This window comes from Acinetobacter sp. SwsAc6 (assembly GCF_013391565.1).
Lineage (GTDB): Bacteria > Pseudomonadota > Gammaproteobacteria > Pseudomonadales > Moraxellaceae > Acinetobacter > Acinetobacter cumulans.
Genome location: NZ_JACAXE010000045.1, coordinates 1 through 16,471, shown reverse-complemented (window position 1 = coordinate 16,471; position 16,471 = coordinate 1). Strand labels below are relative to the sequence as shown.

The following is a 16,471-nucleotide window of genomic DNA, read 5'->3' as shown; positions in this document are numbered from 1 at the left end:
CAGATTCTGCCTGTTTCAAGATGGACATGATCTGACTATCAGTAAATTTAGATGTTTTCATGCAGAATCTCCTGCTCGTATCTTAAGAGAAAATTCTACTTTTAGATCCTATTATTTTTTAGGGGGGATTACCGCTCCACCTGGGTGAAAAAAGCGGCTGCTTTACGTAGAATTTCATTGGCACGCTTTAATTCTTTAATTTCACGTTCCATTTGCTTCATTTTTTCTTGGTCAGATATCTGTTGTACTTTGGCAGGATTTAGTTGATCCAGATGCTTTAAATACCAAACACGCAATGTTTCAGGAGTACAACCGATTTTAGGAGCAATAGCTGTGATTGCTGCCCAAGTAGAAGGATAATCTTTTTCAGATTCAATTAGTAATTGAACCGCTCTTTCTCTGATTTCGGGGGTATAGTTTGGTTTTTTCATCGGGACACTACGCTTTGCTACGTCTTGCGAAGCAATGCTTTTCATCTCAGAAAGTTTTATCTCCAATAAACCCGGTACGGTTTATTTTTTTGAACACTACCTGTTACTTTGAAGAATAGTTCATCATAACGTCCGAATACAGCTATATTTTTTTGATTTCTACAATATCACTTGATTCAATGAGCGATTGGATATTACCAAATAAACTTTGAATATAATCAGAGGCTATATGGATATCTAAATCCTCTCTGCTACGCCATTCTTCTAAGAAGAAATATCTACTCGAGTCATTTTCGCTAATATAAAGCTCATATTTCAAGCATCCTTCTTCTTGAAGAGTAGGCTCTATTACACTTTTTAAAAGCGCTTCTAATGTCTCTTTTTGATCTGATTTTGCTTTAAAGTTCGCAATTATTGAAATAGTCATTATTTCACCTTGAATTTGTTTTAGAAGTTTTCTAGTACAATTTTGCCTTTTGACTTGCCTGATTCAAGCAACTTATGCGCCTCCTCCAAGTGTGCAGCGTTAATTTTTCCTAGATTTTGGTTGAGGGTACTTCTAATTTTTTGCTGGTCAACTAATTGGGCAACCTGTTGCAATAGATCACCTTGCTTTTCAATATCATCAGTTTCATACATTGAACGAGTGAACATTAACTCCCAATGGATAGAAATAGATTTAGTCTTAAACGGCATAATATCAAATGTTTGTGGATCATCGATTAATCCAAGCTTGCCTTGTGGTGCAATCAGAGAAACTATTTGCTTGATATATGTTTCTGTATGATTTGTAGAGAATACGTATTTTGGTTTTGCAATGCCTAGTGTCTCGATTTGTGCATTTAAATCTTTGCTATGATCAATGACATGGTCGGCACCAAGTGATTCCACCCAAGATTTCGTTTCTTCACGTGAAGCTGTTGCTATAACGGTCAGATTTGTTTTTGCTTTTAGGAGTTGGATAGCGATAGATCCTACACCGCCTGCACCACCAATAATCAGAATACTGCCAACTTCTGTTTCTGAAATTTGAAACCGATCAAACAGCATTTCCCATGCCGTTATTGCAGTCAATGGCAATGCTGCTGCTTCTGCATTAGATACTGTAATGGGTTTAAGACTGATAATTCGTTCATCGACTGCTTGAAACTCAGCATTACTACCATCTCGGGTTAAATCGCCAGCATACCAAACAGAATCTCCTACTTTAAACGAGGTAACTTTTGGGCCAATTTCAACAATTTCACCAACGGCATCCCAACCTAAAATACGATTATTTGCTTCAGACGAATTTTTTCTCACTTTGGTATCAACTGGATTCACAGAGATTGCCTGAACTTTTACCAGTACATCACGCTCCTTAAGCGTAGGCTTCACTTTTTCAATATCTACCAATGAATTTTTAAAATCATCATGGTGATTTATAACATACGATACGGCTTTCATAGATTTGTCCTCAACTTTAAAAAAATATAGTAAAAATGGGAGCGAGGTGCTCCCATTTTTTGTTATTCAATTATTAAAACTCTTGGCCCGTTGGGCGTAAAACAATTTCATTAATATCTACATCCGCAGGCTGTTCAATTGCATAAGCAATTGCTCGAGCGACTGAGTCAGCTGGTATGGCTTGTTTGTAGAAATCGGTAACAAAATCTGAACTTTCTTTATGAGAAGAACCAAATTTTAGTTCTGACTCAACTGCTCCAGGCTCAATAGTCGTCGTTCTAATTGTTCCCCCAACTTCATGACGAAGTCCTTCAGAGATGGCTCTTACAGCAAACTTAGTACCGCTATAAACAGTACCTCCTGGACTAAATACTTTTAACCCTGCAACAGATGCGAGATTAATAAAGTGTCCAAAGTTTTGTTTTTGGAAAACAGGTAGTGTCGCTGCTATACCATAAAGAACACCTTTAATATTAATGTCGATCATACGATCCCATTCATCAACTTTTAGCTCACTTAATGGTGCAATAGACATTAATCCAGCATTGTTTACCAATACATCGATTTGACCAAATGCGCTTAATGCCTTTTCAATAAGTGCTTGTACTTCATGTGGTTTGGTTATATCCATACCAATAAATTCAGCTTGTCCACCTTCAGCACGAATGTCGTGAACAATAGCCTCTAATTTTTCAGTACGTCTAGCACCAATGACAACCTTTGCACCTTTTTTAGCAAGTAAGCGAGCAGTAGCTTCACCTAAACCACTACTTGCACCAGTGATCACAACAACTTTATTTTCTATATTATTCATACAAGTAACCTTCAACCTATCTGGTAATCATATTTGATGGATTAAGTATTACAGCCTTGTTAGGTATAATAAATGAATAATATTATCTTTCAGAATTCCTATTTACGGAATAATTACCAGACCACAGGATTGGATATGCAGAACAAATTGGAAATGATGCGTATCTTTTGTGTCGCAGCAGAGTCTCGAAATTTTAAAGAGGCAGCAACTCAGCTGGGGATTTCCCCGCAGGTAGTAACACGGGCAATAAAGGAGCTAGAAGAGCAGCGCGGAGAGATTCTGTTTTACAGGAGTACTCGACAAATTAAAATTACCGCTGATGGTGAGCGTCTGGCAAAGCAAGCACGTCTTGCGGTGGGATCGATCGATGCTTTGCTTGTAAAAGACACCAAGGAAAAACGAGATGAAATGCGTGGGACTGTCCGTCTTACTGTGTCGTCTGTGTTAGGGCGTAAATTGGTAGTACCTGCACTAGCAGAATTTGCCAAACGTTATCCAGATATTGTCGTGGATTGTGTGCTAACAGATTCACACTCGGATGTGATCGATGAGCGGATAGATATCGGGATCAGATTTGGATTTTTGCCGGACAATCGATATGTGGCAAGGGAATTGGCTAAAGTGAACTTTTATTCTGTGGGTACGCCAGAGTTAATTGATAAGGTTGGAATGCCTAAAAAAATTATTGATCTTGATAAATACCCTCTAACAGCACTAGTCGATCATAAAACAGGGCGTTACTGGCCATGGACATTCACCGAAAGTCGAAGCTTTACGCCATCAAATCCCCGTTTTATTACAGATGATCTTGAAGCTGAATTTCAAGCTATTCTCGCTGGAGTCGGATTCGGACACATGCCTGGATTTCTAGTTTTGCCGTGGCTTAGGAGTGGTAAGCTCATTCAGATACTTCATGAGGAAACCTCTCCTGTTTGGCGCCTGTATTTATATCGTCCACAGCGGGGCCCGACACCTTTGCGAATCCGAGCATTGTTTGATTACTTAGTGGAAGTGCTGGGCCATATAGAAACCTGAATCAGATAAGACCATCATGTATCTAGAGTAACTACAATTTTTCCTATTTGCTGATTTGATTCAAGATAGCGCTGAGCGTCATGCATGTCCTCAAAGTTAAAGCAACGGTCGATCACTGGACGAAGATATCCTGCACCTATACTGCTAAGAATAAATCGTCTGGCTTGCTCTCTTAGAACAGGGTCATGCAGAACCTCAAGGAACAAAAAACCTCGCATGGTTAAGCTCTTGCGTAATGCAACTTTAAGGGGAAATGGTGTGATCTCAGGGCTAAGTGCACCATGCATAACCATCGTTCCTCCTACAGACATCGCTTTTGCAATCTGTTCAATATGCGGCCCTCCTACAGCATCGAAGGCGACATCAAGATGTTCTCCACCCAAACGTGAAACAAGCGCCTCATACAAATCGGGTTCATCTTCAGTGGCTATAACATTTTTAACACCGAGATCCAGTAAACGTTGCTTTTTCTCTATCGTTTGTGTACTTGCAATGACCTGAGCACCCGCCGCTTCAGCTATCTGTATCGCAGCTAGTCCTACGCTACTTGAAGCTGCTGTGATCAAGATTGTTTTTCCTTTCGAAACTCCACCAGCATGGATTACACCACCCCAAGCCGTCAAATACTGCATCCAGATTGAAGAAGCTTCTTCCCAGCTTAAACTATCGGGTTTGTGAACTAAAAAGGTTTCTGGAATCAGAAGCTTGTCCGTATATGTCCCATATTTGGCTAGATTGTCAGTCGGAAGAATCGATACTGCATCTCCTGGAGAAAATTGGCGTACACCTTCACCTATTGCCAGAACTATGCCTGCTCCCTCATATCCCAGACGAGAAGGGAATACTGCCTTTTGAATATAAGTACCACGCCGAAACATTACATCAGCCCGGTTGAGTCCGATCGTTTTCATCTGGATTAGAACTTCTCCTTCTGCTGGTAAAGCAACAGGAAGTGTTTCTAATGTCAGAACATCTATATCTCCAATACTATTGAAGCGCCAAGTCTTGGCCTGAAGTGCGTTAAATGACATCAATCACGACCTTAATATTGGCAGAGCGATCTTGAACAGCATCATGAGCCTCAATCGCTTGGTCTAGAGTAAAATGACGAGGATCAACAATAGGACGCAGTTTACCTTCCTCAACGAGACGAGTCGCGATCTTAAGGATATCACCATGATGAGCACGGCGATTGCCTGTTAACATCGGCATTAGGACGAATACGCCAGACACTGTGGCACACCGTAGAGATGAACTCGCTAAATTATGATTACCAAATGCAGCACAGCTGGTAATGTGGCCATAGTGAGTTGTCATGGAAAGTGAAGCTTCGAGTACTGGACCACCCACAGTGTCGTAAACAATGTTAAAACCTTGACCCTCAGGGCTTGCAGCAATAATGTCATCGGAAGATGCTGTTGTGTAATCGAGAGGTGTTGCACCGAGTTCTGAAATCAGTGATTGATCAGCTGTACGACCAGTCGCCCAAACATTTGCATCAAGTGCTTTTGCAAGCTGAACCACCATATAACCAACGCCACCAGCACCACCCTGAACCAGTACAGTTTGCCCTGGTTGGACCTTCGCATTATCCACTAAACCTTCCCAAGCGGTGAGGAACGTCAATGGTAGTACTGCTGCCTCGCGCATAGAGATATTCCGTGGCTTTAATGCGATCAGATCAGCATCTACGACAACATATTCTGCTAAAGATCCTTGAAGACCACGAACGCCACCAATCAGACCGTAAACTTCATCCCCGACGTTGAAGTCGGTGACACCTTCACCAACAGCAGTGACAACCCCAGCCATATCTGTTCCCAACACGGCAGGAAGCTCTGGCATAGCATATGGTGCTTCACCAAGACGAATTTTATAATCAATAGGGTTTACACCACTAGCATGAATACGTACTAGAACTTGCCCAGCCTCTGGTTGAGGTATAGGCAGTTCTACACGTTTAAATTCATGATCACCAAAATTTTCTAGGATAAGAGCATTCATCATCTTATTCATAGTTGTTCCTTATTCTTAACTGGGGGGATGATGTGCACATTACCAAAGTCAAATAATCCAATAAATGATATTTATAGGATTTAATAATTCCTAAATAATGAATAATAAATATCATTCGCTCACTAAAAATATTCTAGTACAGTCTGTAAAGGCAGTTTAATCTAAACTGTCGGTAGTATTTTCAAGGCTTGAAATGTTCAAAATATCTACAAAGTGGCTAAAAGTTGGAAACATAATTCTAAAAGGTCCCAGCATTACAAAGAACATGAGCCAAAATAAAAATGGGAGCTAAAAGCCCCATTTTTTTTGTGACTTTCGCATAAGCTCTACGATGTTAATTTAAAAAAAACTAAAAAACAGAGATAGAAAATTTTCGCTAAAGAGCTTTTTGATTTTCGATTTATAAAAAATATTGCTTTTTTTATACTATGGGGTACTATAGTATTAAGGCTAGCAAATAAGGAGGTCTGATGCCTAATCAGGTTGAAGACAAAAAAAAGATTCTTCTACGCGTCAGAAAGATCAAAGGTCAGACGCAAGCGATTGAAAAAGCGTTAGAAGACAATGTGGAATGTGGTGCAATTCTGCAACAAATATGCTCTGTGCGTGGTGCTATTAATGGTTTAATGAATGAGATGTTAGAGGTTCATTTAAAAGACACTTTGGTATCAGGTGAAACCACAGAACAACAACGAAAAGAAGAATTGGCTGAAATCGCCAAGATTCTAAAATCATATTTAAAATAGATCTGTATAAGGAATTATTCCATGAAGTCACGTGCTGCCGTTGCGTTTGGTCCTGGTCAACCTCTTCAAATTGTTGAAGTTGATGTTGCACCACCGAAGAAAGGTGAAGTATTAATCAAGATCTCCCATACCGGTGTGTGTCATACAGACGCATTTACTTTATCTGGCGATGATCCTGAAGGTGTTTTTCCGGCTATTCTCGGGCATGAAGGTGCTGGTGTCGTAGTTGAGGTTGGTGAAGGCGTGACTAGCGTCAAACCAGGTGATCATGTAATTCCACTTTACACCGCTGAATGTGGCGAGTGCGTATTCTGTAAATCTGGAAAATCGAACTTGTGTATTTCCGTTCGCGAAACTCAAGGTAGAGGCGTAATGCCAGATGGTACCACTCGTTTTTCCTATAATGGTCAACCGATTTACCACTATATGGGCTGCTCAACGTTCAGTGAATACACGGTAGTGGCAGAAGTATCATTGGCTAAAATCAATCCTGAAGCCAATCACGAACATGTCTGCTTACTGGGTTGTGGTGTCACAACGGGTATCGGTGCAGTACACAACACGGCTAAAGTACAAGAAGGTGATAGTGTTGCGGTCTTTGGTTTAGGTGGTATTGGTCTGGCAGTCGTACAAGCCGCACGTCAAGCTAAAGCAGGACGTATTATTGTGGTTGACATGAATCCAGATAAATTTGCGCTGGCAAAAGAGTTTGGTGCAACGGACTTCTTGAACCCGAAAGATTACGATAAACCAATTCAGCAAGTCATTGTCGAAATGACTGGCTGGGGTGTAGATCATTCATTTGAGTGTATTGGTAACGTGAATGTGATGCGTGCAGCCCTTGAAAGTGCACACCGTGGCTGGGGACAATCCGTAATTATTGGTGTAGCTGGCGCAGGTCGGGAAATCTCTACCCGTCCATTCCAACTGGTTACTGGTCGTAAATGGCTAGGTTCTGCCTTTGGTGGCGTAAAAGGTCGTACGCAACTTCCAGGAATGGTTGAAGATGCCATGAAAGGTAAAATTCAATTAGAACCATTTGTGACACATACGATGGGCTTGGATCAGATCAATGAAGCCTTTGAGCTAATGCATGAAGGTAAGTCAATTCGTACTGTAATTCATTACGAATAATTGCGTCAGACCTTATGCTTTTCCATGCATGTGAATCATGATTGACATGCATGGAATCCTCTAAAACGGTACATTATCTGTAAAACAGATCTATCTGTGTAGGCATTGTGTATAGGTTCAATAAACCTGCCTACATTTTAATTCTTTATCACTATTCTCTGTGGAGAATGTAAGACTCTTTGTTTACTTGATTTCTCATGAAGTCTTGCTCAACATAGGTAATTGATTATGGAAATAATTGAGAAACATGCTTCCTTTGGTGGATCGCAAGAAGTGTATCGCCATCAGTCAATAGCATTAAACTGTTCAATGAAATTCTCAATATATCTGCCACCTCATGACAAAGATGAGCGGTTGCCAGTTTTATATTGGTTATCAGGGCTGACTTGCAACGAACAGAACTTTATTACTAAAGCCGGAGCACAAAAGTATGCGGCTGAACATAAAGTCATTATTGTTGCACCAGATACCAGCCCACGTGGAGAAGATGTACCAGATCATGCAGATTATGATTTAGGCCAAGGCGCAGGATTCTATGTGAATGCAACACAAGCACCCTGGTCACAGCATTTCAAGATGTATGATTATATTGTGGAAGAGCTCAGAAATCTGATTGACCTAAATTTTCCGACCAATCAAGTCCAAAGTATTATGGGTCATAGCATGGGTGGTCATGGTGCATTAGTCATTGGGTTAAAAAATCCTGAGCTGTATAAAAGTATTTCTGCTTTTGCACCAATTGTTGCACCTAGCCAAGTACCTTGGGGGAAAAAGGCTTTTACACACTACCTAGGTGAAACCGAAACTTTATGGAAAAACTATGATGCGATTGAATTAATCAAAAAAGCTGAAGTTCATTTACCTATTTTAGTCGATCAGGGAACAGCTGATGATTTTCTTGAAGAACAGTTAAGACCTAAGCTTCTTAGTGATATTTGTTTGGAACAAGAATATCCTCTGACACTTAACCTAAGAGAAGGGTATGACCATAGCTATTACTTCATTGCGAGCTTTATAGAGAAACACATAGAGTTTCACAGCAAATTCCTAGCAAAATAACTTTCATGGATATGAGGATGTACATGTTGTTCTTGAATGCTTCTTGAGCAATATTTTTTGATTCAAATGTTAATGATATTAACTTGAATAAATTCATAGCATTATGTCGAAATAAGAACCTAAATTTTGGCTCAGCTATGGGAATTGTTTTTAACTGTTGTACAACAAAACTTTCTGACATGCATAAATTAGCAATGTCAGAATGAGTTTTAATTTTAATCAATTCTGGAGTTTTAGTCATGCTTAAAACAGCTTTATATGTCCGTCTTGAAGCTAAACCGGGTAAAGAAGACGAAGTGGAAGCTTTCCTTAAAGGCGGTTTACCTATTGTAATGGAAGAACCCGCGACAGTTGCGTGGTTTGGCCTACGTCTTGGACCTACAACATTTGGTATTTTTGATGCATTTCCTGATGAGGCGGGTCGCCAAGCACATTTATCTGGCAAGGTTGCAGCTGCATTGATGGCTCAGGCCGAAGAGCTATTTTCAGAGCCTCCGTCTATTGAAAAAGTAGATGTTTTGGCAAGTAAACTACCAGCTTAAACCGACGCTTAAATGTATAAATGTGCTGCCTGAAATTTTGAATGAAAGGCAGCACTTCAACCCTGTGAGGTTTGTCAGAGGCTTTTTTTAAGTTGGGCTACTTTATTTATTGGCTTAATCTCATCGTTTACATGGGGCAATATCCAAAACAGGGCAGGGTAAATAAACGAATGAACCGATGTACATGCTTTATATTGAACCAATATATCTAATTTACTGTCGCATTTGTACATCTGCTAAACCGTGCCAATCTGCTTTTAAAATATTTAATCATCGTTATTTTGTATGAGCCATTCACTGTTTTAGCCAATGCGCTCACGAGCATGTCAGAAGTCATACGTGTTGATATCTTCCATCCAACAATCGCTCGTGAAAATAGATCAATAATAAAAGTGGTATAGAACAAGCCTGAATTTGTTTAACCATCACTAAAGTCAGCCAAGCTAAGATAATTTTTATAAAAATAGACGACTGGTCTATTTTTATGTATAGTTAGCACATGGTGCAGTCATAAGCCGCAATGTTGTCCAATTTTTTAAAGTTTATTTGATGAATAACGGTGGTTTTTCAAATCAATTAGCTGATCATCCTAGGATAAAAATATGCTGAATTTTAACTTTTATAATCCGACCCGCATTATTTTTGGTGGCGATACAATAGCTAAAATCAATGACTATGTGCCTACAGAAGCAAAAGTATTAATGTTGTTTGGTGGTGAAAGTGCACGTAAGAATGGTACTTTAGCTGAAGTGCGTGAAGCATTAGGTGCAAGAGAAATTCATGAATTTGGCGGAATTGAGCCGAATCCGAGTTATGAAACCCTCATGAAAGCTGTAGAGCTGATTCGTGAACAAAAGATTGATTTCTTGATGGCAGTCGGTGGTGGATCGGTAATTGATGGTACTAAATTTATTGCAGCAGCAGTCAATTATACAGGGGATACATGGGAGATTTTAGAAACCCATGGTACTAAAATTACTCAAGCTTTGCCTTTTGCGAGTGTACTCACCCTTCCGGCAACTGGTTCAGAAATGAATAGCGGTGGTGTAGTCACCAGAAAATCGACCCAAGCCAAATTGTCATTTAGCAGCCCCTATGTTTTTCCGCAATTTTCCGTACTCGATCCGAATAAAACTTTTAGCTTGCCGACGCGCCAATTAGCAAATGGCGTAGTCGATGCATTTGTTCATGTCATGGAACAGTACTTAACTTACCCTGTCAATGCACAAGTACAAGATCGTTTTGCCGAAGGTCTATTGCAAACTCTGATTGAGATTGGACCGAAAATCTTGGAAGATTCAGCAGATTATGACACGCGTGCGAATTTGATGTGGGCTGCTAGCATGGCACTGAACGGGCTAATTGGAGCTGGTGTACCACAAGATTGGTCAACCCATTTGATTGGACATGAGCTCACGGCTTTACATGGTATTGATCATGCTCGTACCTTGGCCATTGTGTTGCCGGCCAATCTACAAGTGCGTCGTCAAGAGAAGCGAGAAAAATTACTACAGTATGCAGCTCGTGTCTGGCAGATTGTCGAAGGTGATGAAGAACAACGTATTGATACTGCTATTGCTCGTACTCGAGCCTTCTTTGAGCAACTTGGATTGCCGACTCGTCTTAGCGATTATGGACTGGGGGAGACAGATATTGAGATCATCATTACGCAACTTAAATCACACAATCTTACACAGCTAGGCGAACATAAAACTGTTTCATTAGAGATCAGTCGCCAAATTCTCGAGACGAGCATCTAAGCTAAATGCACGTATCTGGCATGCTCACGCCACATGGTATGTGATCATTCAACAATGCTCCTCAATCCTGAAAATTATCGGAGAAATAACATGAAAATTTTAATCGTTTTAACCTCACATGATCAACTTGGCAATACTGGTAAGAAAACAGGTTTCTGGTTAGAGGAACTTGCTGCACCGTATTACACCTTTATTGACTCTGGTGCTGAAGTTACGCTGGCGTCGCCTCAAGGTGGGCAGCCACCACTAGATCCTAAAAGTAATTTAGCCGATGCACAAACTGAAACCACTCATCGTTTTGAAGCTGATCCAACTGCAATCCAAGCTTTGGCACAGACGCATAAACTTAGCGAAATCTCTGTAGCTGATTATGATGCAGTGTTTTATCCAGGCGGGCATGGCCCATTGTGGGATTTAGCAGAAGATCCGATTTCAATTTCTCTGATTGAACAGGCGATTCAGTCTGGCAAACCTGTTGCAGCAGTGTGTCATGCCCCAGGTGTTCTTCGTCATGTGAAAGCGAATAATGGAGCGCCTTTAGTTAGCGGTAAATTAGTGACTGGTTTCACCAATACTGAGGAGGCCGCTGTAGGTTTGACTAAAATTGTACCATTTTTAGTTGAAGACATGCTTAAAGAAAACGGTGGTCATTATTCTAAAGTAGATGATTGGCAAGTACATGTTCAAGTAGATGGCTTGCTGGTTACTGGACAAAATCCAGCCTCTTCTGCTGCAACCGCTACAGCATTACTTCAATTGTTGAAATAAAGAGTAGCTAGTGTCTGTTGTGGTGCTTTGCAGTGAATAAAACTTCTGACTTTGAGCAACTGGCGCAACAAGCAAAATAATCGTCACTTAATGGTGAAGGGCCTGAGTCAATAGCTTTCCTTCCTTTATTTTTCTATATACAGGAAGGATGGGTATTTAATTTAGATCAATTAAGTCATGATGACTTGGATACAATTAATTGAATGACAGTAAACTTTTTCAAAACTTAAGCTTAGGCCCTTATGTTTTGCAAAACCGTATTGTATTGCCACCATTAACGCAGTCGCGTAGTACTCAACCAGGGAATATTCCAAATAATGGCAACCTATTATCAACAGCGTGCTGGGACAGGATTTATGGTCACCGAAGGTACGCAAATCGAGCCACGTGGTCGAGGCTATGCTTGGACTCCTGGTCTACAGCCCTGAACAGATTGCTGGATGGCGTAAAGTGACGGAAGCAGTGCATGCTAAAGGAGGCATTATTTTTGCACAACTTTGGCATGTTGGGCGTGTTTCACATACATCTTTGCAACCCGATCATGCATCACCAGTCGCGCCTTCGGCTATAAGGGCTGATAGTAATGTTAAAGTCTTTATTGAGACCGGGCCCAATGCAGGGGCCTTGGCTGATCCTTCAATGCCACGTGCTTTAAGCAATGCAGAAGTTAAAGAATTAGTGCAACTCTATGCTCAAGCTGCACGCAATGCCTTGGCTGCTGGTTTTGATGGAGTTGAAATTCATTGTGCAAATGGTTATTTGGTGAACCAATTTATCTCTGCACATAGTAACCATCGTGAAGATGAATATGGTGGATCACTAAACAATCGTTTGCGTTTTTTACGTGAAGTAGTACAGGCAGTTGCTGAGGTGGTTGGTGCAGATCGTTTAGGAGTGCGTTTTGCCCCGCTATTTGAAAGTACAGAGGAAGATCGTGTTGACATGGGGTTAGTTGAAGATGATCCACATGTGACTTATATTGAAACAATAAAAATACTTGAAGAAGTTGGGATTGCCTATTTATCGATTGCAGAAGCTGATTGGGATAATGCACCAGAACTTCCTCATGATTTTCGTAAAGATGTCAGAGACACTTTCAGTGGTCGGAATATTTATGCAGGTCGATATACGGCAGAAAGAGGGGCTCGAATTTTAGAGGCAGGGCTGGCCGATTTAATTGCATTTGGACGCCCATTCATTGCGAATCCGGATTTACCCGATCGCATCGCCAATGGCTGGCCATTGAATGCGGTAGATGCAAGCACTATGTATGGTGGGACGGAAAAAGGCTATATTGATTATCCAGCTTACGCAGATTAATATTGACTTAATGAGTTATTTTGCCAACCTTTGTGGTTGGCAAAATAAGGACTTAGGATTGTTGTTGCCAGCACAATTTCTTCTTAAAACAAGTTCTTAAAATTTTTTAGCTGTGTAATGAGCCAACCTGCCAGTGGGAAAGAAATCAGTTGCGTTACTGGCACTAATACTATGACTTCAATCAACACCATCATCGGGAAACTTTGATGCTCAGTAATTGGCTTTAATAAAGTGAGTACTAGTAATAGTGTGGGATATAAGCCTAAATATCCGACTAAAATACGAGTCATGAGGGCTTTAGAGGAAGAATTCATTGTGCGCTATACTCATTCATGGATTGTAAATTGATCTAATAGCAACACATTAATAAATAATCATTGGATCGCTATCATGAATTATTAATTACGTATTTGATATTCAATTCAATTTTTATGAATCTTCACTTTTTAATAGAAATTTAGTTGCTCTCAGAGCTTGATGTAATGGTGTTTTATCTTTTTGCAACTTACTCAGTAATGCTGCACCTAACCACATTTGGTAAAGTACTTGTGCCAACGTCGAGGCTTCAGTATCTGCTTGGATAGACTGATCCTGTTTACCCAAATCAATTAAACCAGCAATACGTTCGATTACATCATCGACGCCAGCGGACATAATGGAGCGCATATCTTCGGATAGATCGGCAACTTCTGCGGCAAGTTTCACAATTAAACAGCTATCCGCCCAACCACACTGTGTTTCAGGATCTTCTATCCATAAATTAAAATACTCAATCAGCTTTTGATAAGGGGATTTGTCACTACGACATACATCATTTAAACGTACTTGGTAATTATCCACATAATGTTGTACCAATTCACATCCGAAAGCTTCCTTAGATTGGAAATAATGATAAAACGAGCCTTTGGGGATCTCACAGCTCTGTAAAATTTCCTGTAATCCTACACCGGTAAAACCTTTATGCAAAATCAGGTCTGAACTGGTGTTAAGAATGTGTAAGCGCTTCGCTTCAGACTTTTTAATAGGATTAGGCTTCATATTAATTATTTACTCTATTGTAAAAAATAGACCAGTCGTATTGTTTTTTATTATAACTCATCTACAATGGATGTAAAGAAATTTTAATCATAATTTTTGATTGTGAAGAGAAATATTTCTAAATAAAACATGGAGTTATATGTGTGAAAGCAGTTATTAATCAACGCATCGTTTTAGCTAAACGGCCAGTGGGTGAGCCAAAACACAGCGATTTTCGTATTGAACAAGTTGAACTCAATGAACTTAAACAAGGCGAGATATTGTTAAAAACCATTTACTTGTCACTCGATCCTTATATGCGTGGTCGCATGAGTGATGCTCCTTCATATGCAGCACCGGTTGAAATTGGCGAAGTGATGGTCGGTGGAACAGTCAGTCAAGTGGTGGCCTCTAAAAACCAAAAATTCAAAGAAGGCGAGTGGGTTCTTTCCGGAAATGGCTGGCAGGGCTACGCAATTTCTAATGGGACTGCATGTCAAAGCTTAGGTATGCAACCTGAACATCCATCTTGGGCATTGGGTATTTTGGGAATGCCAGGATTCACTGCTTATATGGGGCTGTTGGACATTGGTCAGCCTAAAGCCGGTGAAACTTTAGTCGTTGCAGCTGCAACGGGACCTGTTGGTGCTACGGTTGGACAGATTGGCAAACTTAAAGGTTGTCGCGTGGTTGGCATCGCAGGTGGGCCTGAAAAATGCCGTTATGCTGTAGAAGAACTCGGCTTCGATGCTTGTATCAATCATCATGATGAAAATTTTGCAGAACAATTACAACAAGTAGCTCCCAATGGTATTGATATTTATTATGAGAATGTAGGGGGTAAAGTGTTTGATGCGGTATGGCCATTGCTTAACTCTGCGGCACGTGTACCGGTGTGTGGTGTGGTTTCCCAGTATAACGCTACCGAGCAAGTACAAGGGCCAGACCGTTTACCGGGCTTTATTTCCACCCTTTTAAAAAAGCGTATTCGCATGCAAGGCTTTATTATTTTTGATGATTATGGCAGTCAGTATCCCCAATTCTATCAGCAAATGTCTGAATGGTTGAAAGACGGAAAAATCAAATATAAAGAGCATATGGTGCAAGGTTTAGATAACACGATCAATGCTTTCAATGGTATGTTGAAAGGCGAAAACTTTGGCAAAGTGGTTGTAAAAATTTAAAAAAATAGGAATTATCATGATTACACTACATCATTTAGATCAATCACGTTCTTTTCGCATTTTGTGGTTACTTGAAGAAATCAAGCAGCCCTATGAGCTGAAACGCTATTATCGTGACTCAAGCACGCATTTGGCTCCTGAATCTTTAAAAACCATTCATCCTTTAGGGAAATCTCCAGTATTGGAATGGGATGGCAAAGTTATTGCAGAGTCAGGCGCAATCGTTGAGTTATTAATTCAGCAACTTGCGCCGCATTTAGCACCAGATATGGATGAACCTACCTATGTCGATTATCTACAGTGGATTCATTTCTCAGAAAGCTCTGCCATGCTGCCATTTTTGTTAAAAACGTTTAATGCGATAGAAACCAAGCAGGGTACGAAGTTGGTATTTCTAGAAAATTATACTCAAGTTGAGTTCGATAAAGTATTTAGCTATTTAAATGAATATTTAAAAGATAAAGAATTTCTAGTGGCAGACCGTTTAACCGGTGCTGACTTTATGATGGGCTTTGGACTACATGCTTTAGTTCATCATATGGGACAAGGAGAAAATTATCCGCATATCCAACGTTATGTAGCAGGTTTAAGCCAACTACCTAGCTGGCAAGGCGCAGTACAAATTGAACAAAATGGTGTGAAAAGTCAAAAATAGCAAAATTGTTTTTTTCAAGGCAATTGAGAAAAAGAATCGTCATTGACAAGTACATCTAGTTAAAAATAAGCTGACACTTATTTAAATTAAACGCCCAATGAATTTCATTGGGCGTTCTCTGTTTTAAAGATAAGGAATGACAATTGTTTAAGACAAGTTTCGCCTATTCTTCCCCTGCAAATTCCTATCAAAAGAGTGAACCGTACCGGGTTTGTCGGAGACTCAGTATTCTGAGAGAATGTTCCGATGACCAAATTAAAATATACCCCTGAAATCAGAGAAAGAGCGGTTCAATTATTGATTGAATCTGAAAAAGACTATCCATTTAATTGGGCTGCGATCACAGCTATTGCGCCTAAGATTGGTTGTACTCCTGAAACACTTCGTGCTTGGCATCAAAAGCATTTAGATGAGCAAAATCCTATTAAAGTACAACAGATCTCTGATCAAGAAAAAATGAAGCAAATGGAACGTGAAATCAAAGAATTAAAGCGTGCCAATGAAATTCTGCGTAAAGCAGCCGCTTTTTTCGCCCAGGCGGAGC

Annotated in this window: 17 protein-coding genes and 3 pseudogenes; 11 read left to right on the top strand and 9 right to left on the bottom strand. The window is 40.2% G+C overall.

Translation table 11 applies throughout. The annotated features are described in order from the left end of the window. Positions 1-123: 123 nt before the first annotated feature. From HYG93_RS18265 to HYG93_RS18250, 4 genes and pseudogenes are all read right to left on the bottom strand, one after another. A pseudogene (locus HYG93_RS18265) lies at positions 124-431 on the bottom strand (transposase); the annotation flags it as partial. A 142-nt stretch (positions 432-573) separates the two neighbouring features. Next, positions 574-858 carry a putative quinol monooxygenase gene (locus tag HYG93_RS18260; RefSeq protein ID WP_004961419.1) on the bottom strand — a complete coding sequence of 95 codons (285 nt, stop codon included), beginning with the start codon at positions 856-858 and terminating at the stop codon, positions 574-576. 20 nt (positions 859-878) lie between these two features. After that, the gene (locus HYG93_RS18255; protein ID WP_178962746.1) at positions 879-1,877 is read right to left on the bottom strand and encodes a zinc-binding alcohol dehydrogenase family protein; all 999 of its coding nucleotides are present in this window, start codon (positions 1,875-1,877) and stop codon (positions 879-881) included. A gap of 73 nt (positions 1,878-1,950) precedes the next feature. Then, positions 1,951-2,691, bottom strand: a complete 741-nt coding sequence (locus tag HYG93_RS18250) for an SDR family oxidoreductase (RefSeq protein WP_178962745.1) — start codon at positions 2,689-2,691, stop codon at positions 1,951-1,953. 135 nt (positions 2,692-2,826) lie between these two features. Here HYG93_RS18250 and HYG93_RS18245 point away from each other — a divergent pair, with 135 nt between their 5' ends. Then, complete coding sequence (locus HYG93_RS18245) at positions 2,827-3,726, top strand: LysR family transcriptional regulator (protein ID WP_178962747.1); 900 nt, start codon at positions 2,827-2,829, stop codon at positions 3,724-3,726. Positions 3,727-3,740: 14 nt separating this feature from the next. On the opposite strand, the gene HYG93_RS18240 is transcribed toward HYG93_RS18245, so the two are convergent. Both HYG93_RS18240 and HYG93_RS18235 read right to left on the bottom strand, forming a co-directional pair. After that, positions 3,741-4,757, bottom strand: coding sequence for a zinc-dependent alcohol dehydrogenase family protein (locus HYG93_RS18240; protein WP_178962744.1), 1,017 nt, complete (start codon positions 4,755-4,757; stop codon positions 3,741-3,743). Further along, positions 4,747-5,742, bottom strand: a complete 996-nt coding sequence (locus HYG93_RS18235; RefSeq protein ID WP_178962743.1) for a zinc-dependent alcohol dehydrogenase family protein — start codon at positions 5,740-5,742, stop codon at positions 4,747-4,749. Before HYG93_RS18235 ends, HYG93_RS18240 begins: the two co-directional genes overlap by 11 nt. A gap of 470 nt (positions 5,743-6,212) precedes the next feature. Between HYG93_RS18235 and HYG93_RS18230 the strand changes: the two genes are divergently transcribed. The 4 genes from HYG93_RS18230 to HYG93_RS18215 all read left to right on the top strand — a co-directional run bounded on the left by HYG93_RS18230 (position 6,213) and on the right by HYG93_RS18215 (position 9,223). Next, complete coding sequence (locus HYG93_RS18230) at positions 6,213-6,488, top strand: metal/formaldehyde-sensitive transcriptional repressor (protein WP_001133624.1); 276 nt, start codon at positions 6,213-6,215, stop codon at positions 6,486-6,488. 21 nt (positions 6,489-6,509) lie between these two features. Beyond that, positions 6,510-7,622 carry an S-(hydroxymethyl)glutathione dehydrogenase/class III alcohol dehydrogenase gene (locus HYG93_RS18225; RefSeq protein ID WP_178962742.1) on the top strand — a complete coding sequence of 371 codons (1,113 nt, stop codon included), beginning with the start codon at positions 6,510-6,512 and terminating at the stop codon, positions 7,620-7,622. 228 nt (positions 7,623-7,850) lie between these two features. Continuing rightward, complete coding sequence (gene fghA, locus HYG93_RS18220) at positions 7,851-8,681, top strand: S-formylglutathione hydrolase (RefSeq protein WP_178962741.1); 831 nt, start codon at positions 7,851-7,853, stop codon at positions 8,679-8,681. Between the two features lie 239 nt (positions 8,682-8,920). After that, the gene (locus HYG93_RS18215; protein WP_004679538.1) at positions 8,921-9,223 is read left to right on the top strand and encodes a putative quinol monooxygenase; all 303 of its coding nucleotides are present in this window, start codon (positions 8,921-8,923) and stop codon (positions 9,221-9,223) included. Positions 9,224-9,434: 211 nt separating this feature from the next. On the opposite strand, the pseudogene HYG93_RS19555 reads toward HYG93_RS18215, so the two are convergent. Continuing rightward, positions 9,435-9,641, bottom strand: a pseudogene (locus HYG93_RS19555) (IS3 family transposase); the annotation flags it as partial. Positions 9,642-9,825: 184 nt separating this feature from the next. Here HYG93_RS19555 and HYG93_RS18210 point away from each other — a divergent pair. The 3 genes and pseudogenes from HYG93_RS18210 to HYG93_RS18200 all read left to right on the top strand — a co-directional run bounded on the left by HYG93_RS18210 (position 9,826) and on the right by HYG93_RS18200 (position 13,071). Beyond that, complete coding sequence (locus tag HYG93_RS18210) at positions 9,826-10,983, top strand: iron-containing alcohol dehydrogenase (protein ID WP_042757970.1); 1,158 nt, start codon at positions 9,826-9,828, stop codon at positions 10,981-10,983. 90 nt (positions 10,984-11,073) lie between these two features. Beyond that, the gene (locus HYG93_RS18205; RefSeq protein ID WP_178962740.1) at positions 11,074-11,751 is read left to right on the top strand and encodes a type 1 glutamine amidotransferase domain-containing protein; all 678 of its coding nucleotides are present in this window, start codon (positions 11,074-11,076) and stop codon (positions 11,749-11,751) included. 199 nt (positions 11,752-11,950) lie between these two features. Beyond that, a pseudogene (locus HYG93_RS18200) lies at positions 11,951-13,071 on the top strand (alkene reductase). An 83-nt stretch (positions 13,072-13,154) separates the two neighbouring features. On the opposite strand, the gene HYG93_RS18195 reads toward HYG93_RS18200, so the two are convergent. Beyond that, positions 13,155-13,385 carry a hypothetical protein gene (locus HYG93_RS18195; RefSeq protein WP_042053084.1) on the bottom strand — a complete coding sequence of 77 codons (231 nt, stop codon included), beginning with the start codon at positions 13,383-13,385 and terminating at the stop codon, positions 13,155-13,157. A gap of 115 nt (positions 13,386-13,500) precedes the next feature. Then, positions 13,501-14,109, bottom strand: coding sequence for a TetR/AcrR family transcriptional regulator (locus HYG93_RS18190; protein WP_178962739.1), 609 nt, complete (start codon positions 14,107-14,109; stop codon positions 13,501-13,503). A gap of 143 nt (positions 14,110-14,252) precedes the next feature. Here HYG93_RS18190 and HYG93_RS18185 point away from each other — a divergent pair, with 143 nt between their 5' ends. The 3 genes from HYG93_RS18185 to HYG93_RS18175 all read left to right on the top strand — a co-directional run. Further along, on the top strand, positions 14,253-15,272 hold the full coding sequence (locus HYG93_RS18185; RefSeq protein ID WP_178962738.1) for an NADP-dependent oxidoreductase: 1,020 nt from the start codon (positions 14,253-14,255) through the stop codon (positions 15,270-15,272). Positions 15,273-15,288: 16 nt separating this feature from the next. After that, complete coding sequence (locus HYG93_RS18180) at positions 15,289-15,927, top strand: glutathione S-transferase family protein (protein WP_178962737.1); 639 nt, start codon at positions 15,289-15,291, stop codon at positions 15,925-15,927. Between the two features lie 246 nt (positions 15,928-16,173). Continuing rightward, positions 16,174-16,471, top strand: a 298-nt coding sequence (locus tag HYG93_RS18175) for a transposase (RefSeq protein WP_178962736.1), incomplete at its 3' end; no start/stop codon positions are given.